The organism is Kitasatospora sp. NPDC008050 (assembly GCF_042957465.1).
Classification (GTDB): Bacteria; Actinomycetota; Actinomycetes; order Streptomycetales; family Streptomycetaceae; genus Kitasatospora.
In genome coordinates this window covers 301,057-324,248 of sequence record NZ_JBIBIJ010000002.1, presented here as the reverse complement: position 1 = coordinate 324,248, position 23,192 = coordinate 301,057, and the positions used below count along the sequence as shown (strand labels likewise).

Here is a 23,192-nt window from a genome sequence, read left to right as displayed (position 1 = left end):
ACTGCATCACACATAATCAAACATTACTCATCAGCAGTCAACAGATTCGGGCGTGGACGGCGCGTTCCGGGCAGCACGGCAGGGCGGGCGGGCGGATCGGACGGCAGCGTGAACGGGCGGGCGGCTCGGGGCCGGGGCAGCAGCGGGCCCCGCCCGGTGCTCCTCGCGGACCCACGGGCCCGGGCCACCGAACCACCGGGCCACCGGGCCACCGGGCCCCAGACTCCGGGCCCCAGACTCCGGCGCTACTCGCGGACCAGGCGGGCGAGCAGGCCGGTACGGTCGGCCACGGCCGCCGCCTCCAGCCGGGTACGGGCCCCCAGCTTCATCAGCACCCGCTGGACATGGGTGCGCGCCGTACTCGGGGCGATCCCCATCCCGACCGCGATCTCCTGGGTGTCCTGCCCCTCGGCGATCCGGGCCAGCACCTGGACCTCGCGGCGGGTCAGCGCGCCGAGCAGCCGCAGCGCCTCGTCGTCCGGCTCCCGCACCGGGTGCAGCAGCCGCTCGAAGGCCGCCTGGAGGACCTCCACCGCCACGGCGGCCTCACCTGCCCTGGCCCGGGTGATCGAGCGGTCCACCACCTCGATCCGCTCGTCACTGCGCACGAAGCCGGCCGCCCCCGCCGAGAAGGCGTTCGCCACCCCGCGCAGGTCGTCCACCGGACCGAGCACCACGACGGCGACCTCCGGCCGCTCCTGCCGCAGCCTGCGCACCGGCGCGAAGGCGCCCGGGCTGCCCGGGCGGGCCACGCCGAGCAGGCAGACCTCCGGTCGGCGCTGGGCGACCAGTTCGGGCCCGGCTGCCGTGGGACACCCCACCGCCAGCACCCGGTGACCGCGCACCTGTAGCGCCGCCGCCAGTGCCTCGGCCAGCAACCGGTGATCATCGACGACGACGAGCCGCACGCCCAAGGGGCCCCTCCCCCACAACCTGCGCGGAGCCGCATCCGCGCGACGCGTACCGGCCTTACGCCACACCACTGTTGACGCCCCATCACAGCGCATCGCGGACCCGATCGCTAGATACCGGCGGGTTGGATGAGTACTGGATGGAACGGTGGCAGCGAGGATAACGAAAAAGGCCCTCGCCGTGCTGGCGAGGACCTTCTCCGATGGAGCCCCCATGCGGAATCGAACCGCAGACCTTCTCCTTACCATGGAGACGCTCTACCGACTGAGCTATAGGGGCGAACCGGTCGAACGAGGAAGACATTACATGGTCATCGCGGGTCTTGGGAAATCGATGTCTGCCAGGTGCCACGCGCCCCGCCGGCGCCGGCACACCGCCGGACAGGCCGGGATCCTGGGCCGTGTCCCGGGCCGGTCCTAGATCGCCTGACCCCCGCTGACGGCCGCGGAGGGCCGACGGCCGGCGTGGTCGGCTGCCCGCTGATCGGCGGTCAGGTCCCGGCCGTTCGTCTCGGGGAGGGCGAGCAGGCAGAGCACCGAGGCGAGGCCCAGCACGGCCAGGCACCAGCCCACCGGCGTCGCCGTGCCGTAGGCGGCGGTCAGCCGGGTGGCGAGCAGCGGCGCCATGGCCCCGCCCACCACGCCGCCGAGGTTGTAGGTGAGCGCGGCGCCGGTGTACCGCACCGAGGTCGGGAAGAGCTCCGGCAGGTAGGCCCCGACCGGACCGAGCAGCAGCCCCGACAGCACCCCCGTGACGACCATCGCGAACAGCAGCAGGACCGGCCGCAGCGTCTCCAGCAGCGGGAAGAAGAGGGGTGCCCAGACGATCGCCACCCCGAAGGCGGCCAGCAGTGATCGTCGCCGCCCCCAGCGGTCCGAGCGCGCCGCGCTGAACCAGATGGCCAGCGCTCCGCCCGGCGCGGCGACCAGCTGCAGGCTGAGCATCAGCGTCCGGTCCAGGCCCAACTGGCCGGTGGCGTAGCCGAGGGCATAGGTGCCGGTCAGATAGAAGAGCGCGTAGCCGAAGCAGAGCAGGCCGCCGCCGAGCAGCACCGTGCGCCAGTGCCCGCGCAGCACCGTCAGCAGCGGCACCGGGGACCGCGCGCCCGCCTCGGTCGCGGCGAAGACCGGCGTCTCGGCGATCCGCAGCCGGACGAAGAGCCCGACCCCGACCAGCACCAGCGAGCCGAGGAACGGCAGCCGCCAGCCCCAGTCGGTGAACTCGCCCTCGCTCAGGCCCAGCGAGAGGGCCAGGAAGACCGCGGTGGCGAGCGCCGAGCCCAGGGCCGCCCCGAGCTGCAGATACCCGCCACTGCGGCCGCGCCGACGCACCGGCGCGTACTCCGCGAGCAACAGCGCCGCGCCGCCCCACTCGCCGCCCAGCCCGATCCCCTGGCAGCACCGCAGCAGCACCAGGAGCACCGGCGACCAGACCCCGAGCCGGCCGTACCCGGGCATCAGACCCACCGCCGCCGTCGACAGCCCCATCATCAGCAGCGACACCACCAGGACGGTCTTGCGGCCCACCCGGTCGCCGAAGTGCCCGAACAGCACCGCACCCACCGGCCGGGCCGCGAACGCCACCGCGTAGACCGACAGAGCCGCGAGCAGCGCGTTGACCGGACTGAGCACCGGGAAGAACTCGCGCCCGAAGACGAGCGCCGCCGCCATCCCGTACAGGAAGAAGTCGTAGTACTCGATCGCCGTCCCGACGAAAGCGGCAACAGCCACCCGCCCGAGACCCTCACCCGCACCGGGCCCCGGGACGCCCTGATCTGACGCCATGTCAATCGCCATACCCCGACCCTCCCCCGGCAGCCCCGCCCCCGTCATCCGCCGCCCGAGTGACGGGGGCGCGCACCCCCACCCTCACGCCGCCCCACCGCGCCACAGCGCCCACCCCGCCGATTTGCGCACACCGGCCCCAGCCGAGCCCCTGGGCGCGGCCACACGATCCTCAGTGCGACCAGTAAGGGTCATCAACCTTCTGCGCATGCGCGTCGAATCGCGGGCCGGTCTCCTGATCCATGAAGGGGTAATACGTGTGGGGCGCCACCTTGACGTCCTCGACCGTCACGTCGCAGAAAACGACACCCGCCTTGCTCGCGTCGAGCGAGAGCCGGTACCCCTGGGGTGTCGTGGCGTAAAGGACATGCGGTGGCGCCCCCCGGGCCGGCGGAAGCACCGTGTAGCCGCGTGCGGTCCAGTGATCCTTGACCATCGTGATCAGCAGGTCGGCCTTGGCCGGGGAGACCAGGGTCATGACGTTGCGACTCCGCTTCGCCGAGCCGGTGTCCTTGTCCCCTCCCGTTCCGGCAGTGTCGGGAACGAGGTAGAAGTGGTCGTCCTCCCAGGCCAGCTTCGGGGTGACGGAGTCGAAGGTGTCGTTCAGGACCTGGTCGATCAAATCCCGAGCCGCGGTGTACTCCATGACCGACGCCCTTCCCGAACCCGTCGAGGAACAACCGCCGATCAGGACCACGGACAGGACCGTGCCCAGCATCACCTCAAGCGCCCGTAGCCCGAGCAGACCCGCGATACGCCCGGTCATCGGCCCTCCTCCCGGTCGATCTGGTCACCGTGTCCGGCCACGATCCTGCCGATGTTGTAGAGCGACTCGGACGGGCCGTTCGGGTCCTTGTCGAAGTACTCCGAGTGCGCGGCGAACGGATCGGAGATGTCGCCGTCCGCCACCTTGAAGCGCTGCGCACCGAATGCCGCGCTCGCCGGGTCCTTACCGAACCAGCCGTCGTCACTGCCAGTGATGGTGTGTCCCGTCACGGCACCGGTCACCGCACCGATCGGGATGGTGATCGGAGCAAGCGGGCCACCGACGACGCCACCGACAAGACCGCCGACCACGCCATCACCGATCACCTCGCCGGGCGAGGGGGTCCGGGTTACCGGGTCCACCATCGCCCCACCCACATAGACATGCCCGGCCCCCACGCTCAGCTGCGACGCACTATCGGCTCCCGTTCCCGGGCTCCCAACGAGAACCACGTCGTCTGCGGGAATCCCGCCTGGTCGTTGGGCCGCCTGACCAACCAGCAGAGAACCGTAACTGTGCCCGATCGCCGTGACGTGTGCGGGCTGCCCCTGGTGGGTCGTTCGGAGCCCGTCCAGGAACTGGTCGTACGAAACAGCACCGACCTTGGCGCGCTCAGCGCTGGCGATGTCGCCGGCGGAGTCGGCCGAAGCCGCCGGCGGGGCATCGTAGCCGAGCCAGACAATGGAGGCCGTGCTCTGCCCGGGGGCCGCCGAACTGGCCGAATCGTAGACGTTCCGTGCCCGGTCCGCGTCCTTGCCACCAGCGTTGCTCAACGTGGTGCCGACTCCGGGAACGTACGCGGAGACGTTGTCGGCGGTGTCCGGGTCGCCGTAGGAGAGGATGCCACGCCCCTGACCGTCCGCACTGACCCCGAGCAGATACGGCTTCGGGCCCTTTCCGAGTGCCGCGTCGTCATCGCCCTGTTGCACTTTCTGCTGAATGGCTTTGAATCCGTCCAACTTCTGCTGGTCCGCGGGCGAGAGCGGCTGCGGCATGCTCTGGTATTGCTGGATCAGCTTGGGCAGGTTGGCCCGGTTGGCCTGGTCACGGACGTCGGACGGTATCCCGTCGCGGTTACCGAGTTGGTCGGGGTAATCGGCGAGCAGGCGCTTCTGTTCGTCCGGGGTGAGGCCGTTCCACCAAGCGCTGACCTGCCGGGGCGAGGCGTTCGCCGCCGGGAACCTGCTTGCCATCAGACTCGGATTGGAGAACGGGTCTATGGAGGCGTTGAAGTCGGAGTAGGCAGTTCCGAGGTCAAGGCCGGCCTTGCTGATGGCGTTGTCCGTGTAGTGCTGAAGACGCTGAGCGGTGGTCAGGTCGGCATCCGTGGCGTCAGCCAGGGCCTTGTTGATGCGGTCACTGATGTCCTGGGCGTGCTGCTGTTTGAGTTGGCCCTCATCCGGCTGGCTGTTTTCGGCTCCGGACGGCTCCGAAGTCCAGCTGACCCGGCCGGCCTCGTCCACCGTCAGGTTCTGGGCCTTGGCGTCAGCCAGGGCCTGGGCCAACTGGGACTGGGCCAGCATGAAGGCCTCGGCGCCATCGCGCAGTACGCGGCTGATGAAGCTCAACTCCATGCTCGCGGACTGCAGCTTGCTGGTCGTGGCATCGATGGAGGGCAGCGCGGCATCGGCGGTTGGGCCGCTCCAGTCCGAGCTGTGGACACGATCAGCGGTGCCGGTCTTCCAACTCTGCGCGTGAGTGCCGAAGGAGGTATCGAGCGTCTGGTACGCGTCGGCAGCGGCGAGGAGGTCAGTGGGCTTGGCGTCGCGCAGAGAGCTGAGATCCACCTCAGGCCTCCCTGAGAGCGGCCGAGCCCGGGCCGCCATTGACTGCCACCAGATCTGACGCCTCGCCAACCGGCGCGCTCATGACTGCGGCGGCTCCCCCATCCGCAGCACGGTATGCCTGCGCGTTGGCGACCAGGTTCATGCCCGCCTGGTCCATCTCTCCAGCGAGGGCGGCGAGCAGCGACTTCCAGGCCGCCGTACAGTCATGCAGCGCGCCCCCGGTCTGCCAGCCACGCAGGCTGTTGGTGGCCTGTTCGCTCGGCCCCACAACCGCCGTGGTCTCCCCGGGTATCTGCCCCGCCACCTGCTCGGCGTTGTTACCTGCCCCCTCCAACTCGTCCGGATTCACGCGGAATCCCGAGCCGAGCCCCCCACCACTGTTCATGCCCTCTCCACCGTCCCTCCCTGTGCTCCCAACAGGCCCCACCGGAACGCTCCGTCAACAGATCGATCACGCTACGGAAGGTACCGGTGGCGCGCCTGAGTATAGGTACTCAGTTCGATACCAAACGATCCCGGCCTCACGAAGAAGATCACCTGGTGCGCTCCGGCTCGACGCGATGGGAGGTCGCGAGCGTCCGGGGCGGACCAGGTGAGATGTTCAGTCGCCCCTACGCCGCCTTCAGGGCCTCACGCCAGCTGACGCGGGCGCCGCTGCGGAGGACCGAGTTGCGGTAGATGCGTGCGGCGAGGCGGATCAGGAGCACGGCCAGGACGAGAGTGAGCAGCAGCGCCGTGACGCTCTGCCAGATGGGCGCCACGCCCACAGCGATCCGCATCGGCATCAGCACCGGGGCGAAGAGCGGGACCATCGAGAGGACGGCGAGCAGGCCGTTGTCCGGGGTGCCGGGGAGCACCGAGATGCCGATGACCCAGGAGGCCATGATCGGCATGACCAGCGGGAACTGAACGCCGGCCAGGTCCTCCTGACGGGAGACCAGGGCGCCCGCCGCGGCGAACAGGTTGGCGTAGAGGGCGAAGCCGGCCAGGTACCAGGCCACCGCCCAGAGCACGGCCGAGGCCGAGCCGCCGACCGAGAGCGACAGGGTGCCGGTCAGCTTGCCCGAGGCCACGCCCGCGCCGCCGACCACGGCGACCTGGACCAGGCCGAGCAGCCCTATGCCGAGCACCTTGCCCGCCATCAGCTGCCAGGGGCGCAGGGTGGCCAGCAGGAGTTCGACCACCCGGCTGCTCTTCTCCTCGACCACGCCCTGCGCGATCATCGGACCGCAGGTCATCAGGGAGAGGTAGATCAGGAAGCCGGCGACGATCCCCACGATCAGGTGCTGCGTGTGGGCCGGCTTGGGCGGCTGCAGGGTCGACACCTGGACGGTCGCCGCACCCGCCGCCTTGGCCACCTGGCCCGGATCACCGCCGAGTTGGGTGATCTGGGCGTCCAGCGCCTGCTCGCGCGCGACCGCACCGAGCACGCCGCGCAGCGTGCCGTCCAGGGACTTGTTCACGGTGACCTGCAGGCCCTGCGGCACGCTCACCACCAGGGCGCCGAGCTGCCCGTCGCGCACCTGGGCCTGGCCGGCCAACTGGTCGGGGACGGTCCGGGTCACCACGTGCTGCCCGGCGGCGGCACCCGCGGCCTCCAACGGCGCGGACAGCGAGGCGTCCTGGCGCAGCAGGCCGACCGTCTGGGTGCTCGGGCCGCCGGTGTGCACGAAGTGGAAGATCACGCTGGTCGCGATGACCGCCAGCACCATCACGGCGAGGCTGATCCGGTACGCCTTGGAGCGCACCCGGGCGCTCCACTCGCGCCGGGCCACCAGGGTGATGGCGTCGCGCGACTCCAGCCTGATGTCCCGGCCGTCGGTCCCGCCGGCCCCTGTGGTCCCGTTCATCCCACTCGTTCCGTTCGTGCCGCTCATGACGCGTCCTCCTGCTCGCTCACCACGTGCCGGAACAGCTCGGTCAGCGACGGCCGCCGACGGGCGAACTCGCGCACCGGCCCGGTGGCCAGCGCCGCCGCCAGCACCGCCTGGTCGTCGGCGCCCGGCGCGAGTTCGAGGACGGTGCGGCCGCCCTCCATCCGGTGCGAGGCGACGCCGGCCACCCCGCCCGCCCAGCCGCTCGGGGCCGCCGGCGCGTCCACCACCACCAGCTCGCCGCCGGACCGCAGCTCGTCGACCGGGCCGCAGGCGACCATCGCGCCGGAGCGGACGATGCCGACCCGGTCGCAGAGCCGCTCCACCAGCTCCAGCTGATGGCTGGAGAAGATCACCGGCACCCCGGCGGCCGCCTTGTCCCGGAGCACCTCGCTCATCACGTCCACCGCCACCGGGTCCAGCCCGGAGAACGGCTCGTCCAGCACCAGGATCACCGGGTCGTGCACCAGGGCGGCGGCGAGCTGGACCCGCTGCTGGTTGCCCAGGCTGAGCTTCTGCACCTCGTCGCCGATCCGGGACGCCACGCCCAGCCGCTCGGTCCACTCGCGGGTGGCCCGGGCGGCCTCGGCCGCGCTCAGGCCGTGCAGCCTGGCCAGGTACTCCAGTTGCTCACCGACCCGCATCCGCGGGTAGAGGCCGCGCTCCTCGGGCATGTAGCCGATCCGGCTGCGGGTGCGCAGGGTGACCCGGTCGCCGGCCCAGCGCACCTCCCCGGCATCCGCCGCCAGCACGCCGAGCACGATCCGCATGGTCGTGGTCTTGCCGGCGCCGTTGCTGCCGACGAAGCCGAAGATCTCCCCGGAACGGACGTCGAACGTCATCTCGCGCAGCGCCACGGTGTCGCCGTAGCGCTTGGAGACGCGGTCCACCTCCAGCCTTCGCTCGCTCAGGTTCACTGCCCTGCTCCTCCCGTTGCTGACCGGTCCCGGTTTCGACCGCCCAATAAAGTGATATCACTATGCTAGATTGATGCCAACAGCTGGACGGAAGGAAACCTCGCGATGAGCCAGAACCAGCAACCACCCGTCACCGACCTTCCCGCCATGCCCGCGCCCAAGGTCGAGGAACGCGCCGCCACCGGCGCCCCCGGCCTGCCGATGCTCACCCTGTGCCTGCTCCTGCTGCTCGGCGGCATCGCACTGGTCGTCACCGGCATCGCGCTGGCCGCGAACCACCACGGCGCCCCCGGCGTCACCCTGCTCGCCATCGGCGTCCTGGCGGTGCTGGCCGGCCTGGTCTGCACCCGCGGCCTGGCCGTGGTCGCCCCCGGCCAGGCCCGCGTGGTCACGCTGCTCGGCCGCTACCGCGGCACCCTGCGCCGCCCCGGGCTGACCTGGGTCAACCCGTTCAGCAACCTGCGCACGGTGTCCACCCGGATCCGCAACCAGGAGACCGCGACGGTCAAGGTCAACGACGCCGAGGGCAACCCGATCGAGATGGCCGCGGTGGTCGTCTGGCAGGTGGAGGACACCGCGAAGGCCGTCTTCGAGGTGGACGACTTCCGCCAGTTCGTCTCCATCCAGTCCGAGACCGCCGTGCGCCACATCGCCAACAGCTACCCCTACGACTCCCGCGAGGAGGGCCTGATCTCGCTGCGCGACAGCGCCGAGGAGATCACCCGCACCCTGTCCGCCGAGATCGCCGCCCGGGTCGCCTCGGCCGGGGTGACCGTGATCGAGTCCCGGATCACCCGGCTGGCCTACGCCCCGGAGATCGCCCAGGTGATGCTGCAGCGCCAGCAGGCCGGCGCCGTGGTCGCGGCCCGGACCCGGATCGTCGAAGGCGCCGTCGGCATGGTCGAACTGGCCCTGGCCCGGCTCGCCGAGCACGACGTGGTCGAACTCGACGAGGAGCGCAAGGCCGCCATGGTGAGCAACCTGTTGGTGGTGCTCTGCGGCGACCGCGGCACGCAACCGGTGGTCAACACCGGCTCGCTCTACCAGTGAGCGCCAGCTGGTGACTGTCGAACGCAAGAAGATCCTGCTGCGCCTCGATCCCGCGGTGCACGACGCACTGGCCCGCTGGGCGGGTGACGAACTGCGCAGCACCAACGCGCAGATCGAGTTCCTGCTGCGCCGCGCGCTCAGCGACGCCGGGCGGATGCCGCGCGACGCGGCGGGCCTGGCCCGCCGCGGACGCCCGCCGAAGTCCGGCCGGACGGCCGACGCCACGGCAGCCGACGCCACGACGGCGGACGGCGACGTGACGGAAGGCGGCGATGTGACGGAAGGCGTCGCGGCAGGAGACACCGCGGCAGGGGCCGGCGGGGACGCGGCGGAGTGACCGTCGCCGCGCCGGCCCACCGACTTCTCGGACTTTCCCGGCCCGAGCGCCCCCGGCGGCCGCAGAACACCGCCGCCACCTGGGCATAACTCACTGAGGCACCCGGCATCCGGACCGGATTGGAGCATCCGATGGACCTCCCCGACACCCTCCCCGGCAAGCTCTACCTGCTGACCTACCCGCCCGACTCCGAGCGCCAGCGCCACCGCGGCGAGCTCGGCCTGGCGCTGCGCGCGGCAGCCCTGACCGACCTGCTCCAGCGCGGCCTGCTCGCCGACCGGTCCGGCTGCCCGCAGCCCGACCGCCCGGCCCCCGCCCGGCTCGACCCGGTGCTGCGGAGCGTGCTGGACCAGATCACCGAGTCCAAGCCGCACGGCTGGGAGCGCTGGGTCAGGGCGAAGGACCGCGCCTTCACCTCGGTGGTGCGCGACCGGCTCAGCGAAGAGGGCTACCTGGACCTGGCCGAGTACCGGGTGCTCGGCCTGTTCCCCACCCTGCGCCCGGTCCCCCGCGACCCGTCCGTGCGCGGGCGCCTGGCCACCGAGGTCGACGCGGCCTTCACCGGCCCGGCACAACAGGTGGAGCCCTGGCGGGCCGCCGTGGTCGCGCTGGCCGCCGCCGCCGATCTGCACACGGTGGTGAGCCGCCAGCGCCGACGCGCCGAACGGGCCCGGATCGCCGAACTGACCACGCTCACCGGCCCGGTCCCGCCGGCCCTGCGCCGCGCCGTCCGGTCCCGGCGCGCGGCGTACTCGAGCTGACGGTGAGCCCGGCAGTCCCGGCGAGCCGCGGCGTCAGCCCTGCGGCGGCTGCTGGTACGGGCCGGGCTGGGGCGACTGGTACGGGTTGCCCTGGGCGGGCGGCTGCTGCGGAGGCTGCGGGTACTGCCCGTACGGCTGCCCGGGACCGTACCCGGGCGGCGGGCCGAAGCCCTGCGCCGGCGGGGCGTTCGGGTCCGGCGGCAGCTGCGAGGGCACCGGGTAGCCGTAGGGCGCGCCGGGTGACGGCGACGCACCGGCCGCCGCCCGCCTGCGGCGCAGGACGAAGAAGACCACGCCGCCGATGACCAGCACCGCGAGGACGGCGCCACCGATGATCAGCGGCATGCTGCTGGAGGACTTGCCGGAGGCGTGCGTGGCGGGCACCGGGGCCGCGGAGGCGCTGTTGGCCGCGGTGCCGGTCGGCGCGGCACCGGTCGCCGGGGCGGAGGCAGGGGCCGAGGGCGAGCCGGAGGCGGAAGGGGCCCCTGAGGGGGTGATGCCGACACCTGCGGCGACCAGCGGATTCACGTCGGCCGGGCCGGGGTCCCCGGTGTAGTGGATCGCGTTGCGGGGGCTGGCGTTGCCGAAGCCGATGTAGTCGGACCGGTTGGCGCCGTTGTTGGGCTTGTTGGCGGTGTTCATCAGGACACGGAGGATCTGGTTGCCGGTCCAGGTCGGGTGCACCTGCCAGAGGACGGCAGCGGTGGCCGCGGTCAGGGCAGTGGCGTCAGATGTGCCGTGGCTCTGGCAGTAACCGCTGGGGTCCGTGCACGCGCTGTAGATGTCCTGGCCCGGGCCGGCCAAAGCGATGTAAGGCCCGTACTCCGATTCAGCGGTGTGGTTCCCTTGCTCGTCATAGGCCGCGATCGCCGCGACACCCGGCATCGCCGCCGGGTACATGACCGGATTGCCCTGCTGCCCGCTGTTGCCGGCGCCGGCAACGATCAGGTGGCCCTTTCCGATCGCGTAATCAACCGCGGTCTTCAGGTTCGTGAGGTCTGCACTGTTCAGGTCGACGTCACGCATGGCCAACGAGATGCTGATGACCTGGGCACCGTTGTCGGCGGCGTAGTCAATGGCCTCATCCACCTGCTTCAGCGTCTCGGAACTGCTGACCGATGAGGTTGAGTTGACCCGAAGCGGAAGGATCTTGGACCCGGGTGCCAGACCTGTAGCCCCCTTGCCGTTGAAGCTCTTTCCAGAGCCGGCGATCATGCTGGCCATGCCGGTTCCGTGACCGTCGGCGTCGGTTGTCGGCCCTCCGGGGAGACCGCTGAAGTCCTTACCGGGCAAGACCTGCCCGACAAGGTCGGGCGCATCGGCCTTGACGCCGCTGTCGATGACCGCGACGGTGATGCCCGACCCCGTACTGGTCTGCCAGACCTCCGGCATGTGCAGGGCGTCCAAGTGCCACTCCGCACTACGCGGATTGTCAAAGGCAGCAGCCGTCGTCGCGAAGGTCCCCATCGTCGCGAGGCCCAGTGCAAGCAGTACGGCTACGCTCCGCCCGCGGATTCCCGTACGGGTGCGCCGCATCACACTCTCCTCATCGTCGTGGCTGCCATACGACCGAACAGATCTGCCCGGCCACCGAGACTCACCCAGTGGCCGGGCAGGAGATCCGAGCCTTACTCAATCACGTCCGGATTGCTGTCCGGGGTTCCACCCAGCCACGTCTCCTCGTCCTCGACGAGGTAGTCGGCGCGGCCGCGACGGTCCTTGCTCCGCTTCTTGGCACTGCCGTGAGCGCCGGGCATCATGCCACCCTGGCCCTCACCGGCCGGGCGTCCCTCGCCGTTGGCGCCGGCACGGGCCCGCAGGCCGCTGCCACCCGGCGTGAACTCGCCGCCCGCACCGCTACCGCGACTGCTGCCGACCTCGCCGCCCTCGGTGGTGACCAGTCCACGAGTACGGCTGCCACCGCCGAGTCCGCCACCACCACCGCCACCGAAGCCGCCACGGGCGCCGCCACCGGCCCCCATGCCGCCACCAGTCATGGCACGGCCACCGGCGCCACCGGCGGTCTCCTCCGAGCCGATCGCGTTCGCGCCGAGCTGGGAGCGCCCTGACACGGCGCCAGGACGACTGACACCGCCGGAGATCCCCTCCTCCGGGCCGGGTGTGCCCGCGCCGCCGAGCCGGTTGACGGTACGGGACGCGGGGAAACCGCCCTCCGGGTAGCCAGAGGTCTTGCCGGCGGGGTAACCGCCGAGGCTGCCACCACCCGGCAGACCGGTCACGGTTCCCGGGTAACCGCCAAAGCCGGTCGGACCGGTCGGACCGGTCGGGACACCGCCCCCACCGGGACCGATCTGCGGGGGCAGCCCGCCGGTGGTTCCGGTCGGCGGCAAGGTCGGCGCCGGCGGGGCACTGTCGATGCCGGTGCTCGGCGGGGTGACCGGGGTGGTGACCGGCGGGGTGACCGGCGGGGTGACCGGGGTGGTGACCGGCGGGGCCACCGGATTGTGCTCCACCGGGTTCGGAGGCAGGTAGAAGTACGGCGGCCCCGGCGGCACCGGCCCCGGAACGTGCGGCGGGATCGGGACAGGTGGCGGCCCCGAGCGCATGACCGGCGTCGGCACGGTGGGCGGTGCGGGCTGGACCGTGTGCACCGGACCAGGCCGGTAGGTGGACCCACCGCCACCACCGCCGAAGGTGACACCACTGGCAGTCCACACACTCTTCGGCGGCTCCGGCCCCATCACCGACGTCGGTGTCGGCGGGAACAGCGGCGGCGTCTGCGACTGGATCTCCGACGTCGACTGCGTGTACGCGCCGGCCAGCGTCGTCATCGCGGTGACGGCGTCGTCGTGGTCCTTCGTGATGTTGGCCTGCGCGGCCTGCATCTCCGCGGTGGTCACGAAGTTGGGGTTCTGCGCCTTCATCTGCGCCTCGCTGGCGAGGGGCACGCACGGCTGCCAGTTGTACCGGTTGACCGTGTCCATGTCCTTGCTCGGCAGCGGCGGGATCGCCTTGCTCGCCGTACCCAACGCGGTGCTCGCCGTCTCCAGCGAGGTGGAGGAGGTCTGCGCGTAGTCGCTCAGGTTCTGGGTCGCGGTGGAGATCTTGTTCGCCCAGTCCCGGAAGCTGTCGGCGGCCGGGCCGGTCCACTCCAGCTGCCGGACGTTGCTCTGCAGCTGCTGGCTGATGTCGCTCAGCGTGCCGGAGGCGCTGCTCAGCGCGCCACTGCGGTTGGACAGAGTGGTCGGATCCGCGGTCTTGACCATGTCCAGCAGCTGCTGGTGCGACAAGGCCGCGAAGTAGCTGTGGGTGTCGTCGACGGAAGGATTGGGCATCACAGGCTCCCCGTGCCGGTGTTGATTCGGTTGCTGGGCAGGCTCATCCGACGTTGCTGCCTGTTCCGCCGCCCGTGGTGGTGTTACCGCCGGTGGTGACCGAGGCCTGGGTCGTCGTGGTAGCGCCGGTCGTGGTGGTGCTCGTCGTGGTGCCGTCGGGCGGCAGGGCGGTGACGATGCCCGACGGGTTGACCCCGGAGTTGTACTGCGCGTCGGTCTGGTTGTGGATCTTCCAGAGCGTCTCGCGCTGCGAGTCGTCCACGTTCTGGTAGCCGTTGATCGAGATGTTGATCGCGATGCTCATCGCCTCGATCTGGTTCGACAGCGCGGTCGAGAGCGTCTCCAGGTTGGTGTGCACGATGTTGTACGCGCCGTACAGGTCCCCGGACTGCGGAAAGCCGGTGCCGAAGTGCGTCTGCTCCAGGCTCTGCTGAGCGATCTTCGGCTGCGACGCGTCCGAGCCGTCGAGGGAGGTCAGCATCGCGTCGACGCGCTTCTTGAACTCGGTCAGCGTCTCCATCTCCAGTGAGAGGTTCTGCGTCCCGCCCGCGTCCACGAGCAGCTGACGTGCCGTGTCGTAGTTGGCGTTCTTCACTCCCTGCTGAAAGTAACTGGGCGCGGCAACTGGGCCGCCGCCGTCCGCTGACACCATCTCAACCATTGCGGTGCACCTCCCCCGTACACGGACCAGCCTCCTGGCCGCCGTGCCGCAATACGTCATCGCCTTCGAAATCTCACACCCGTACGCGGCCGGCTGCCCATGGCCAGGCAGCAACAGCCAAGGGACATCTTAGCGAGCGGCTCTGTCAGCGCGGCAGAGACCACGGGATCACGGCCCGTTATCGGTACGGAGTTGTCATGCGGCCCTCGTCGGCGCGTAACGCCGCCACGGCAGTCTTCGGCCCGGTAACAGCGACACCGCACGGATATGGCAGGTTTGACCCATATGAGCAGCAGCAGTTCAGCCCCACACCCGCCCTGGTGGGCCCACGCGGCCCGGCCGGCCCGCCCCGCCGTGCCGTGGGCGCTGATGGTGCGGGCGGCGGCCGGGACCGCGCTGCCGCTCTTCGCGGGGCTGGCCTGCGGGCGGCTGGGGTTCGGGGTGTTCGCGGCGCTGGGCGCGATGCACGCCACCATCAACGACCGGGTGGAACCGGCCTGGTCGCGCGTCCAGCGGATCGGCTCGGCGGTCGGGGCCTCGGCGCTGGGCATGGTGATCGGCGGGGCGCTGCGGCACTTCGACGTTCCGCTGCTCGCCGCGGTCGCGGTGCTGACGCTGTTGGGATTCGCCTCCGGCGCGCTCAGCGCCACCGGCCCGCGCGGTTCGGGGGCGGGGATGCTGCTGCTGGTGTCGGCGGCGCTGGGCGACGGGATGGCCCCGGCCCACCCGTGGTGGGCGGCCGGGCCGCTGATGCTGCTCGGCGCGGGCCTGGTGCTGCTGCTCGGACTGCCGTACCGCCCGGCCCGGCCCGCGGACGACCCGCGGGTCCAGGCCCTGGCAGCGGTGTACCAGGCGCTCGGCGGGCTGCTGGCAGCGCTCGGCACTCCGCAGGGGGCGTCGGCCCGCCGGGTGTTGACGGCACGTCTGAACCAGCTGCAGGACCTGCTCCAGAACCCGCTGGGCGACCTGCTGCCCCGGCCCCGCCGCCCCCGCGACCGTACCGGCCCCCGCCCGCAGGACTCCGCCCAGCTGCGCCGACTGCACCGCGCGTACGAGGCGGCGCTGGCGGCGAGCGAGGCGGCGACCGGGCTGCTCTGGGCCCAGCGCCCGGTACCGCCGGAGGTCGCCGCCCTGCCGACCGCCCTGGCCCGCCAACTCACCGCCCCCACCGCCGACACACCCACGGCCGCCCCCACCGCCGCCCCCGCCGACACACCCCCGCTCCCCAACTGGTCCCCCGACACCCCCGCCCGCCAGGCCCTGGACGCCGCCCTGCGCACCGCCGCCGACGCGGTGGCCGGCCGGGCGGGCGACCCGGCCACCGCCGTACGGGCCGCCGCCGCGCCGCCCCCGGACCCGTGGCGGCTGCGGGCCCGGCTGCTGTCCCGCGGCTCGGTGCGGTACGGGAGCCGGGTGGCGCTGTGCGTCGCGGTGGCCGAGGTGGTGACGGCGGGGCTGCCGTTGGACCGTGCGTACTGGGTGCCGATGACGGTGGCGTTCGTGCTCAAGCCGGACCTCGGCTCGGTCTTCCTGCGCGCGGTCAGCCGCGCGGTCGGCACGGTGCTGGGGGTGGCGCTGACGGCGGCGCTGCTGTCGCTGACCACCGAGCCCTGGCTGCTGGCCGCGGTCGCCGCGCTCTGCGTGGCGCTGCTGCCGTACTCGGCGGCCGCGCACTACGGGCTGAACACCGCGGTGATGACGCCGATGGCGCTGGTGCTGGTGCAGTTGGGCGGCCAGAGCGGGGTGGCCGAGGTCGGGCCGCGGGTGCTGGACACGGTGCTGGCCAGCCTGATCGTGCTGGTCTTCGGCTATCTGCTGTGGCCCGAACGGGCGCCGCACCGGATCGAGCCGCGGATCGTGGCGGCCACCGGCACCCTGCGCGCCTACCTGCTCTCGGTGACCGACCCCATCAACCCTGCTGACCCCGCCGCCCCCACCAGCCCCGCTGCCCCCGCCGCACAGGAGCGGGCCCCGTCCCAGGTCTGGCTGCGCCGCACCGCCTACCGCGCGCTGGCGGACGCCCGGCAGGAGGTGCGGCACGGGCTGACCGAGCCGCCGCCGGCCGGGCGGCGGGCGGAGGCCTGGCTGCCGGCCACGGCCGCGCTGGAGCGGCTCGGCGGCGCCGTGGCCGCCTATGCGGCACAGCTGCGCTACGGCGGCCGGGCGAACGAACCGCAGGAGGTGGCCCGGGTGCTGGCCGCGCTGGACCAACTGGCAACGGCCGCCCGGGCGCACCGCCCGCCGGACGGCCGCACCGAGCGGCCGACCGGCCCGCACAACCCGGAGCGCAGCGCACTCGCCCAGGCGGCCGGGGAGTTGGAGCAGCTCCTGAGCTGACCAGCCCGACCAACCGACCATCCCGACCATCCCGACCAGCCCGACCAGCTGACCAGCCCGACCAGCCCGACCAACCGACCAACCGACCAACCGACCAACCGACCAACCGACCAACCGACCAACCGGCTACCGGCTACCGGCCGGGGAGCCCGGTCAGGAGGCGTCCTCGGCCAGCTCCAGCCAGCTCAGCTCCAGCTCCTCCTTCTCCTCGCGCACCTTGCGCAGCTTCGCGTCCAGATCGGCGATCTTGCTGAAGTCGGCGGCGTGCTCGGCCATCTGACCGTGCAGCTTGCTCTCCTCCTTGTCCAGCTTCGCGATCTGACGCTCGATCCGCTGCAGCTCCTTCTTCGCGGCCCGGGTGTCGCCCACGGGCTTCGCGGGTGCCACGGCGATGGCCGGCGCGGCGGCGGCCACCACGGCGGCGCGGCGCTCCAGGTACTCGTCCACGCCGTTCGGCAGCATCCGCATCCGGCGGTCGCCGAGCAGCGCCTGCACCGTGTCGGTGGTGCGCTCGATGAAGAAGCGGTCGTGGCTGATCACGATCATCGAGCCGGGCCAGCCGTCGAGCACGTCCTCCAGCTGGTTGAGCGTCTCGATGTCCAGGTCGTTGGTGGGCTCGTCCAGGAAGAGCACGTTGGGCTCGTCCATCAGCAGCCGCAGCAGCTGCAGTCGGCGCCGCTCGCCACCGGACAGGTCGCCGACCGGCGTCCACTGCTTGTCCTTGCTGAAGCCGAACTGCTCACAGAGCTGACCGGCGCTCATCTCGCGGCCCTTGCCGAGGTCGACGCGCGAGCGGATCTGCTCGACGGCCTGCAGCACCCGGGTGGCGGGGTCGAGCTCCGCGACCTCCTGGGAGAGGTAGGCCAGCCGCACCGTCTTGCCGACCTTGATCACGCCGGACGCGGGCTGCACGTCGCCCTGCGTGGCGTAGGCCGCCTGCATGGCGCGCAGCAGCGAGGTCTTGCCGGCGCCGTTGACGCCGAGCAGGCCGATCCGCTCGCCGGGGCCGAGGTTCCAGGTCAGGTGCTCCAGCAGCAGCTTGTCACCGGCCTTGACGGTGATGTCCTCCAGCTCGAAGACGGTGCGGCCCAGTCGCGCGTTGGCGAACTTCATCAGCTCGCTCTTGTCGCGCGGCTCCGGCACGTCGGCGATCAGCGCGTTGGCCGCCTCGATCCGGTAGCGCGGCTTGGAGGTCCGGGCGGGGGCGCCGCGGCGCAGCCAGGCCAGCTCCTTGCGGGCCAGGTTCTGCCGCTTCTGCTCCTCGGTGGCCTCGATCCGCGAGCGCTCGGCCCGCGCGAAGACGTAGTCGGAGTAGCCGCCCTCGTACTCGCGCACCTCGCCGCGCTGCACGTCCCACATCCGGGTGCAGACCTGGTCCAGGAACCACCGGTCGTGGGTCACGCAGACCAGCGCCGAGCGGCGGTTCTGCAGGTGCTGGGCGAGCCAGGCGATGCCCTCGACGTCCAGGTGGTTGGTGGGCTCGTCGAGCACGATCAGGTCGGGCTCGCCGAGCAGCAGCTTGGCCAGCGCGATCCGGCGGCGCTCGCCACCGGAGAGCGGGCCGATCACGGTGTCCAGGCCGTTCGCGAAGCCGGGCAGGTCCAGGCCGCCGAACAGGCCCTGGACGATGTCGCGGATCCGCGCGTCGCCGAGCCACTCGTGGTCGGCCCGGTCGGCGATCACCTCGTGCCGGATGGTGGCCTTCGGGTCGAGCGAGTCGTGCTGCGTGAGCACCGCCATCTGCAGCCCGCCGGAGTGGGTGATCCGGCCGGTGTCCGGCTCCTCCAGCTTGGCGAGCATCCGGACCAGCGTGGTCTTGCCGTCGCCGTTGCGCCCGACGACGCCGATCCGGTCCCCCTCGCTGACGCCGAGGCTGACCCCGTCGAGAAGGGCCCGGGTGCCGTAGACCTTCGTGACGGACTCGATGGTGGCGAGGTTGACGGCCACTAGTGCTGCGCTCCTGGGCTGGACGGACTGGAGCCTCCAGCCTAGGCCCTCGCGCTCTCGCCTCAGGCGCTGGTGATCACCCGGGCGCCGGGGACCGGGCCGTGGGTGGGGTGGGCGGTGCGGCAGGTGCCGGAGGCGATCAGTGCCTCGGCGACGGTGTCGGCCGCGGCGGCGTCCTTGACCAGGAAGGCGCAGGTCGGGCCGGAGCCGGAGACCAGGGCGCCCAGGGCCCCGGCCGCGAGGCCGGCGGCCAGGCAGTCGGCCAGTGCGGGGCGCAGCGAGAGGGCGGCGGCCTGCAGGTCGTTGTCCAGGGCGGCGGCCAGCGCCACCGGGTCGCCCTCGGCCAGTGCGGCCAGCAGCGCGGGGTCGGCGTCGGGGGTGGGCAGGTCGGCCTCGGTGTGGCCGGTGCCGGCGGCCTCGCGCAGCCGGTCGCACTCGCGGAAGACGGCTGGCGTGGACAGGCCGCCCTCGGCCACCGCGAAGACCCAGTGGAAGCCGCCGCGCACCGGCAGCGGCTCCAGCAGTTCGCCCCGGCCACGGCCCAGCGCCACGCCGCCGAGCAGCGCGAACGGCACGTCCGAGCCCAGCTCGGCGGCCAGCGCGAGCAGCTCGGGCAGCGGGGTGGCCAGGCCCCAGAGCGCGTCACAGGCGATCAGCGCGGCCGCCCCGTCGGCGCTGCCGCCGGCCATGCCGCCGGCCACCGGGATCGCCTTGGCGATGTGCAGCTCGACGTCGGGCTCGATCCCGTGGTGCGCGGCCAGCAGGCGGGCGGCGCGGGCGGCCAGGTTGCTCTCGTCCAGCGGGACCAGCGCGGCGTCGGGGCCGGTGCAGGTCAGCGTGACGCCGGTGCCGGGCCGGGCCGTCACCTCGTCACCGAGCGCCACCGCGAAGAAGACGTTCGCCAGGTCGTGGAAGCCGTCGCCGCGCAGACCGCCGACGCCCAGCTGGACGTTGACCTTGGCGGGCACCCGGACGGTGATCACTGGTCGGACCCCTTCGGCTTGTGCTCGGCGATGGCGGCGAACTGCTCGACGGTGAGCATCTCGCCGCGCAGGGTGTGGTCGATGCCGGCGGCGGCGATCGCCTGCTCGGCGGCGGCCGGCGAGCCGGCCCAGCCGGCCAGCGCGGCCCGCAGCGTCTTGCGGCGCTGGGCGAAGGCGGCGTCCACCACCGCGAAGACCTCGGTGCGCGAGGCGGTGGTGACCGGCGGCTGACGGCGGATCAGCGAGACCAGGCCGGAGTCGACGTTGGGCGCCGGCCAGAAGACGTTGCGGCCGATCGCACCGGCCCGCTTGACCTCGGCGTACCAGTTGGCCTTGACCGACGGCACGCCGTAGACCTTGTTGCCGGGCTTGGCGGCCAGCCGGTCGGCCACCTCGGACTGCACCATCACCAGGGTCCGCTCGATGCTGGGGAAGGTGGCCAGCATGTGCAGCAGCACCGGGACGGCGACGTTGTACGGCAGGTTGGCCACCAGCGCGGTGGGCGCCGGCCCGGGCAGCTCGGTGACCTCCATCGCGTCGCTGAGCACCAGGTCGAAGGCGCCCGCCTGGTCCGGCATCCGGGCGGCGATGGTGGCCGGCAGGTGCTGGGCGAGCAGCGGGTCGATCTCGACGGCGGTGACGTGCGCGGCCACCTCGAGGAGCGCCAGGGTGAGCGAGCCGAGCCCGGGCCCGACCTCCACCACGGCGTCCTGTGGCGTCACCCCGCCGGCCCGGACGATCCGGCGCACGGTGTTGGCGTCGATCACGAAGTTCTGCCCGCGCTGCTTGGTCGGGCGGACCCCGAGCGTGGCGGCCAGCTCCCGGATGTCGGAGGCGCCGAGCAGATGGCTGTCAGGGGTGGGGTCGGTGGTGCTCACCGGGTAAGGCTACAAGCCGTCCTCCGTGGCCGAAGGCACGCGCGGTGTTTTCCGTGGCCGAAGGCACGCGCGGTGTTTTCAGTAGCCGAAGGCCCGCGCGGTGTTCGCCGCGATCGCGCCGCTCAGCTCCTCCTCCGTCAGCCCCAGGGTCTGGGCCATCGAGCGCACCGTGACCGGGATCAGGTACGGCGCGTTGGGCCGGCCGCGGTAGGGGTGCGGGGTGAGGAACGGCGCGTCGGTCTCCACCAGCACCCGGTCCAGCGGGGTGACGGCCAGCGCGTCGCGCAGCGGCTGGTTGGCCTTGAAGGTGACCGGGCCGGCGAAGGAGAGGTACCAGCCGTGCTCGGCACAGGTCTTGGCCATCTCGGCGTCGCCGGAGTAGCAGTGGAAGACGGTCCGCTCCGGGGCGCCCTCGGCCAGCAGCACCTCGATGACGTCCTGATGGGCGTCCCGGTCGTGGATCACCAGGGCCTTGCCGTGCCGCTTGGCGATCTCGATGTGGCGGCGGAAGGACTCCTTCTGGATGTCCACGCCCTCGGGCCCGGTGCGGAAGTAGTCGAGGCCGGTCTCACCGACCGCGCGCACCTGCGGCAGCGCGGCCAGCCGGTCGATCTCGGCCAGCGCCTCGTCCAGCGCCGCCGAGCCTCCCGGGGTGCGCCGCTGGCCCGACCAGCCGTCCGGATCGCCGAGGACCAGCCGGGGCGCCTCGTTGGGGTGCAGCGCGACCGCCGCGTGCACCTGCGCGAACTCGGCGGCCAGGTCCGCGGCCCAGCGCGAGCCGGGCAGGTCGCAGCCGACCTGCACCACCGTGGTCACGCCCACCGCGGCGGCCTTGGCCAGCGCCTCGGCCGGGGTGCCGGACTGCATGTCCAGGTGGGTGTGCGAGTCGGCCACCGCGACCGCCAGCGGGGCGGGCGGCGGGGGCGGGGTGGTGCGGTCGTCCTTGGCAGCCATGGTCCAGAAGCTTAGAGGCCCTGACGAAGCGGACCGCGCGGGCCCGTCCGGCGGGGCGGGCCCGCATACGGCGGGCGCTGGACGCGAGTGCTGGGGCAGGCCCTAGGCGGCCGGCAGCCAGAACTGGTACCAGTGCTGCCGGTACCTGGGCTCCTTGGGTTCGGCCGGTTCGGCCGACTCGGCCGGCTCCGCGTGCGCGGCGTAACCGGGCGTGTAGTGCCGCGACTTCTCGACCGTGGCCACCCGCCCCGGACGCATGATCCGCACCGTGTGGCCGCCGCAACCCGGGCAGCTCGGCTGCAGCAGCGGCGACGGCACCCGCACCCCGTTGGCGTAGTACTGGACCACGGTGTGTCCGTCCTCGGCCTTGTGGTGCTTGATGTCGTACGCCTGCTCCCAGCCGTAGCCGCAGCTCAGGCAGGCGAAGGAGTAGGCCTCTTGCACCGTGGCACCGGAGGGGTGGAGCCCTCCGAGGTGCTGCGCGGCGGCCATGCCGCCGGTGCCGGGGTGGGGGGCACGGTCGGGGGTGTCCGGGGCCGGCTTCAGCTCGGTCACCGGGGTGCCACCCAGAGGGCTACCGATTGTGTCGCTCATCGCGGTCTCCCAGCGCCCGCCGGACGTTCGTCCGGTTCGGGTCTTTCCATCCGATGAAATGCCCCAGCACCCCGAACCGATGCCCGGCTTGCCGAGACTTGGCCCCGAGTTGGGGATCCCTGTACGGAGGACCGACAGAACCCCAGCTCAGCGCGGGTTTAGCAGGTCTCCGCTTTACCTTGTCACCGGACCCCGGGCGCGCGCCCGACGTCAGCGGGCCGTCCATGGACGGCGATGGCACCGGCGTACGCGGTCGTGTCCATCACTCCACCGTACGCGCGTGCGACCCGCCGGGCGAGGGCATATCCACCGCCTCTGACCACCAACGATCACAACACGTGCGCGACGATCACGCCCCGTGCTTGGCCGCCACCACCGCGTCGAAGACCTCGCGCTTGGGCCGGCCGACCGCCAGCGCCACCGCGGCGATCGCCTCCTTGCGGCGCTCGCCGGCCGCCTCCCGGGCGGCCACCCGCTCGGCCAGTTCGGCGTCCGTCAGCTGCTCCGGGGCGGCCGGCGGCGCGCCGGCCACCACCACGGTGATCTCGCCGCGCACCCCGTCGGCGGCCCACGCGGCCAGCTCGCCGAGCGGGCCGCGCTTGACCTCCTCGTAGGTCTTGGTCAGCTCCCGGCAGACCGCCGCCGGCCGCTCGGCGCCGAACGCCTCGGCCATCGCGGCCAGCGTCTCGGCGATCCGGTGCGGGGCCTCGAAGAAGACCATGGTGCGCGGTTCGGCGGCGACCTCGGCCAGCGCCCGGGAGCGGTCGCCGGCCTTGCGCGGCGGAAAGCCCTCGAAGGTGAAGCGGTCCACCGGCAGGCCGGACAGCGCCAGCGCGGTGAGCACGGCGGAGGGGCCCGGCACCGCGGTGACCTTGATGCCCGCCTCGACCGCGGCGGCCACCAGACGGTAGCCGGGGTCGGAGACCGAGGGCATCCCGGCGTCGGTCACCAGCAGCACCCGGGCCCCGCCGGTCAGCGCCTCGACCAGTTCCGGGGTGCGGCCGACCTCGTTGCCCTCGAAGTAGGAGAGCACCCGCCCGGCGGGGGTGACCCCGAGCGCCTGGGTGAGCCGGCGCAGCCGCCGGGTGTCCTCGGCCGCGATCACATCCGCCGAGGCCAGCTCGGTGAGCAGTCGGGGCGGGGCGTCCGAGACGTCGCCGATGGGGGTTCCTGCCAGCACGAGTACACCTGTCACGCTCCCCATCCTGTCAGGCCCGGCGCCCCCGGCACCCGCCCGGCCACCCCGCGCCGGTGAACTGCGGCACCGGCGGCGAATGGTGACGAACCGGGCAGCTGCGCGGGGCGGGGTCCTGCCGTCCGGCCTCGCCCCTACGATGTGCGGGTGAATGGCGAG

Annotated in this window: 20 protein-coding genes, 1 tRNA gene and 1 pseudogene; 5 read left to right on the top strand and 17 right to left on the bottom strand. The window is 72.4% G+C overall.

Annotation, left to right across the window (positions count from 1 at the left end):
* Window positions 1–245 precede the first annotated feature (245 nt).
* The 8 genes from ACFZB9_RS04920 to ACFZB9_RS04885 form a co-directional block, all read right to left on the bottom strand.
* Complete coding sequence (locus ACFZB9_RS04920; protein WP_391443645.1) at window positions 246–914, bottom strand: LuxR C-terminal-related transcriptional regulator; 669 nt, start codon at window positions 912–914, stop codon at window positions 246–248.
* Window positions 915–1,115: 201 nt separating this feature from the next.
* Window positions 1,116–1,191 (bottom strand) — tRNA-Thr (locus ACFZB9_RS04915).
* Window positions 1,192–1,328: 137 nt separating this feature from the next.
* Window positions 1,329–2,696, bottom strand: a complete 1,368-nt coding sequence (locus ACFZB9_RS04910; protein WP_391443643.1) for an MFS transporter — start codon at window positions 2,694–2,696, stop codon at window positions 1,329–1,331.
* 172 nt (window positions 2,697–2,868) lie between these two features.
* Window positions 2,869–3,462 (bottom strand): hypothetical protein, encoded by a 594-nt coding sequence (locus tag ACFZB9_RS04905; RefSeq protein WP_391443642.1) that lies wholly within the window; start codon window positions 3,460–3,462, stop codon window positions 2,869–2,871.
* The gene (locus tag ACFZB9_RS04900; protein WP_391443640.1) at window positions 3,459–5,249 is read right to left on the bottom strand and encodes an alpha/beta hydrolase; all 1,791 of its coding nucleotides are present in this window, start codon (window positions 5,247–5,249) and stop codon (window positions 3,459–3,461) included. The genes ACFZB9_RS04905 and ACFZB9_RS04900 overlap by 4 nt, the downstream gene beginning before the upstream one ends.
* 1 nt (window position 5,250) lies before the next feature.
* On the bottom strand, window positions 5,251–5,634 hold the full coding sequence (locus ACFZB9_RS04895) for a hypothetical protein (RefSeq protein WP_391443638.1): 384 nt from the start codon (window positions 5,632–5,634) through the stop codon (window positions 5,251–5,253).
* Window positions 5,635–5,860: 226 nt separating this feature from the next.
* On the bottom strand, window positions 5,861–7,126 hold the full coding sequence (locus ACFZB9_RS04890) for an ABC transporter permease (RefSeq protein WP_391443636.1): 1,266 nt from the start codon (window positions 7,124–7,126) through the stop codon (window positions 5,861–5,863).
* Entirely contained in the window at window positions 7,123–8,040 is a 918-nt protein-coding gene (locus tag ACFZB9_RS04885) for an ABC transporter ATP-binding protein (RefSeq protein WP_391443634.1), read from the bottom strand. The genes ACFZB9_RS04890 and ACFZB9_RS04885 overlap by 4 nt, the downstream gene beginning before the upstream one ends.
* A gap of 105 nt (window positions 8,041–8,145) precedes the next feature.
* Here ACFZB9_RS04885 and ACFZB9_RS04880 point away from each other — a divergent pair, with 105 nt between their 5' ends.
* The 3 genes from ACFZB9_RS04880 (at window position 8,146) to ACFZB9_RS04870 (ending at window position 10,188) form a co-directional block, all read left to right on the top strand.
* On the top strand, window positions 8,146–9,090 hold the full coding sequence (locus ACFZB9_RS04880) for an SPFH domain-containing protein (protein WP_391443633.1): 945 nt from the start codon (window positions 8,146–8,148) through the stop codon (window positions 9,088–9,090).
* 7 nt (window positions 9,091–9,097) lie between these two features.
* Window positions 9,098–9,427: a hypothetical protein gene (locus tag ACFZB9_RS04875; RefSeq protein WP_391444277.1), complete on the top strand. Its 330-nt coding sequence runs from the start codon at window positions 9,098–9,100 to the stop codon at window positions 9,425–9,427.
* 131 nt (window positions 9,428–9,558) lie between these two features.
* Window positions 9,559–10,188: a GPP34 family phosphoprotein gene (locus tag ACFZB9_RS04870; protein WP_391443631.1), complete on the top strand. Its 630-nt coding sequence runs from the start codon at window positions 9,559–9,561 to the stop codon at window positions 10,186–10,188.
* A 33-nt stretch (window positions 10,189–10,221) separates the two neighbouring features.
* Here the strand turns inward: ACFZB9_RS04870 and ACFZB9_RS04865 are convergent, their stop codons facing one another.
* The 3 genes from ACFZB9_RS04865 to ACFZB9_RS04855 form a co-directional block, all read right to left on the bottom strand.
* On the bottom strand, window positions 10,222–11,724 hold the full coding sequence (locus ACFZB9_RS04865) for a S8 family serine peptidase (protein ID WP_391443629.1): 1,503 nt from the start codon (window positions 11,722–11,724) through the stop codon (window positions 10,222–10,224).
* Window positions 11,725–11,816: 92 nt separating this feature from the next.
* Complete coding sequence (locus ACFZB9_RS04860) at window positions 11,817–13,484, bottom strand: WXG100 family type VII secretion target (RefSeq protein ID WP_391443627.1); 1,668 nt, start codon at window positions 13,482–13,484, stop codon at window positions 11,817–11,819.
* 43 nt (window positions 13,485–13,527) lie between these two features.
* Entirely contained in the window at window positions 13,528–14,145 is a 618-nt protein-coding gene (locus tag ACFZB9_RS04855) for a hypothetical protein (RefSeq protein WP_391443625.1), read from the bottom strand.
* Between the two features lie 285 nt (window positions 14,146–14,430).
* Between ACFZB9_RS04855 and ACFZB9_RS04850 the strand changes: the two genes are divergently transcribed.
* The gene (locus ACFZB9_RS04850) at window positions 14,431–16,482 is read left to right on the top strand and encodes an FUSC family protein (RefSeq protein ID WP_391443623.1); all 2,052 of its coding nucleotides are present in this window, start codon (window positions 14,431–14,433) and stop codon (window positions 16,480–16,482) included.
* Between the two features lie 64 nt (window positions 16,483–16,546).
* A pseudogene (locus tag ACFZB9_RS04845) lies at window positions 16,547–16,600 on the top strand (PT domain-containing protein); the annotation flags it as partial.
* Window positions 16,601–16,635: 35 nt separating this feature from the next.
* Here ACFZB9_RS04845 and ACFZB9_RS04840 read toward each other — a convergent pair.
* From ACFZB9_RS04840 to rsmI, 6 genes are all read right to left on the bottom strand, one after another.
* Window positions 16,636–18,429: an ABC-F family ATP-binding cassette domain-containing protein gene (locus tag ACFZB9_RS04840; RefSeq protein WP_391443621.1), complete on the bottom strand. Its 1,794-nt coding sequence runs from the start codon at window positions 18,427–18,429 to the stop codon at window positions 16,636–16,638.
* A gap of 62 nt (window positions 18,430–18,491) precedes the next feature.
* Window positions 18,492–19,412: a 4-(cytidine 5'-diphospho)-2-C-methyl-D-erythritol kinase gene (locus ACFZB9_RS04835; RefSeq protein ID WP_391443619.1), complete on the bottom strand. Its 921-nt coding sequence runs from the start codon at window positions 19,410–19,412 to the stop codon at window positions 18,492–18,494.
* Window positions 19,409–20,290, bottom strand: a complete 882-nt coding sequence (gene rsmA / locus ACFZB9_RS04830) for a 16S rRNA (adenine(1518)-N(6)/adenine(1519)-N(6))-dimethyltransferase RsmA (protein ID WP_391443617.1) — start codon at window positions 20,288–20,290, stop codon at window positions 19,409–19,411. Before rsmA ends, ACFZB9_RS04835 begins: the two co-directional genes overlap by 4 nt.
* 78 nt (window positions 20,291–20,368) lie before the next feature.
* The gene (locus tag ACFZB9_RS04825; protein ID WP_391443615.1) at window positions 20,369–21,244 is read right to left on the bottom strand and encodes a TatD family hydrolase; all 876 of its coding nucleotides are present in this window, start codon (window positions 21,242–21,244) and stop codon (window positions 20,369–20,371) included.
* Between the two features lie 102 nt (window positions 21,245–21,346).
* Window positions 21,347–21,838: a hypothetical protein gene (locus ACFZB9_RS04820; protein ID WP_391443613.1), complete on the bottom strand. Its 492-nt coding sequence runs from the start codon at window positions 21,836–21,838 to the stop codon at window positions 21,347–21,349.
* A gap of 349 nt (window positions 21,839–22,187) precedes the next feature.
* Window positions 22,188–23,033, bottom strand: a complete 846-nt coding sequence (rsmI, locus tag ACFZB9_RS04815) for a 16S rRNA (cytidine(1402)-2'-O)-methyltransferase (RefSeq protein WP_391443612.1) — start codon at window positions 23,031–23,033, stop codon at window positions 22,188–22,190.
* Between the last annotated feature and the right edge of the window lie 159 nt (window positions 23,034–23,192).

Excerpts from the sequence above, each read along its gene's own strand:
- ACFZB9_RS04825 (WP_391443615.1), bottom strand. The coding sequence starts at position 21,244 with ATGGCTGCCAAGGACGACCGCACCACCCCGCCCCCGCCGCCCGCCCCG.
- ACFZB9_RS04820 (WP_391443613.1), bottom strand. The coding sequence starts at position 21,838 with ATGAGCGACACAATCGGTAGCCCTCTGGGTGGCACCCCGGTGACCGAG.
- ACFZB9_RS04870 (WP_391443631.1), top strand. The coding sequence starts at position 9,559 with ATGGACCTCCCCGACACCCTCCCCGGCAAGCTCTACCTGCTGACCTAC.
- ACFZB9_RS04860 (WP_391443627.1), bottom strand. The coding sequence starts at position 13,484 with ATGCCCAATCCTTCCGTCGACGACACCCACAGCTACTTCGCGGCCTTG.
- ACFZB9_RS04855 (WP_391443625.1), bottom strand. The coding sequence starts at position 14,145 with ATGGTTGAGATGGTGTCAGCGGACGGCGGCGGCCCAGTTGCCGCGCCC.
- ACFZB9_RS04910 (WP_391443643.1), bottom strand. The coding sequence starts at position 2,696 with ATGGCGTCAGATCAGGGCGTCCCGGGGCCCGGTGCGGGTGAGGGTCTC.
- ACFZB9_RS04895 (WP_391443638.1), bottom strand. The coding sequence starts at position 5,634 with ATGAACAGTGGTGGGGGGCTCGGCTCGGGATTCCGCGTGAATCCGGAC.
- ACFZB9_RS04850 (WP_391443623.1), top strand. The coding sequence starts at position 14,431 with ATGAGCAGCAGCAGTTCAGCCCCACACCCGCCCTGGTGGGCCCACGCG.
- ACFZB9_RS04865 (WP_391443629.1), bottom strand. The coding sequence starts at position 11,724 with ATGCGGCGCACCCGTACGGGAATCCGCGGGCGGAGCGTAGCCGTACTG.
- ACFZB9_RS04880 (WP_391443633.1), top strand. The coding sequence starts at position 8,146 with ATGAGCCAGAACCAGCAACCACCCGTCACCGACCTTCCCGCCATGCCC.
- ACFZB9_RS04890 (WP_391443636.1), bottom strand. The coding sequence starts at position 7,126 with ATGAGCGGCACGAACGGAACGAGTGGGATGAACGGGACCACAGGGGCC.
- ACFZB9_RS04905 (WP_391443642.1), bottom strand. The coding sequence starts at position 3,462 with ATGACCGGGCGTATCGCGGGTCTGCTCGGGCTACGGGCGCTTGAGGTG.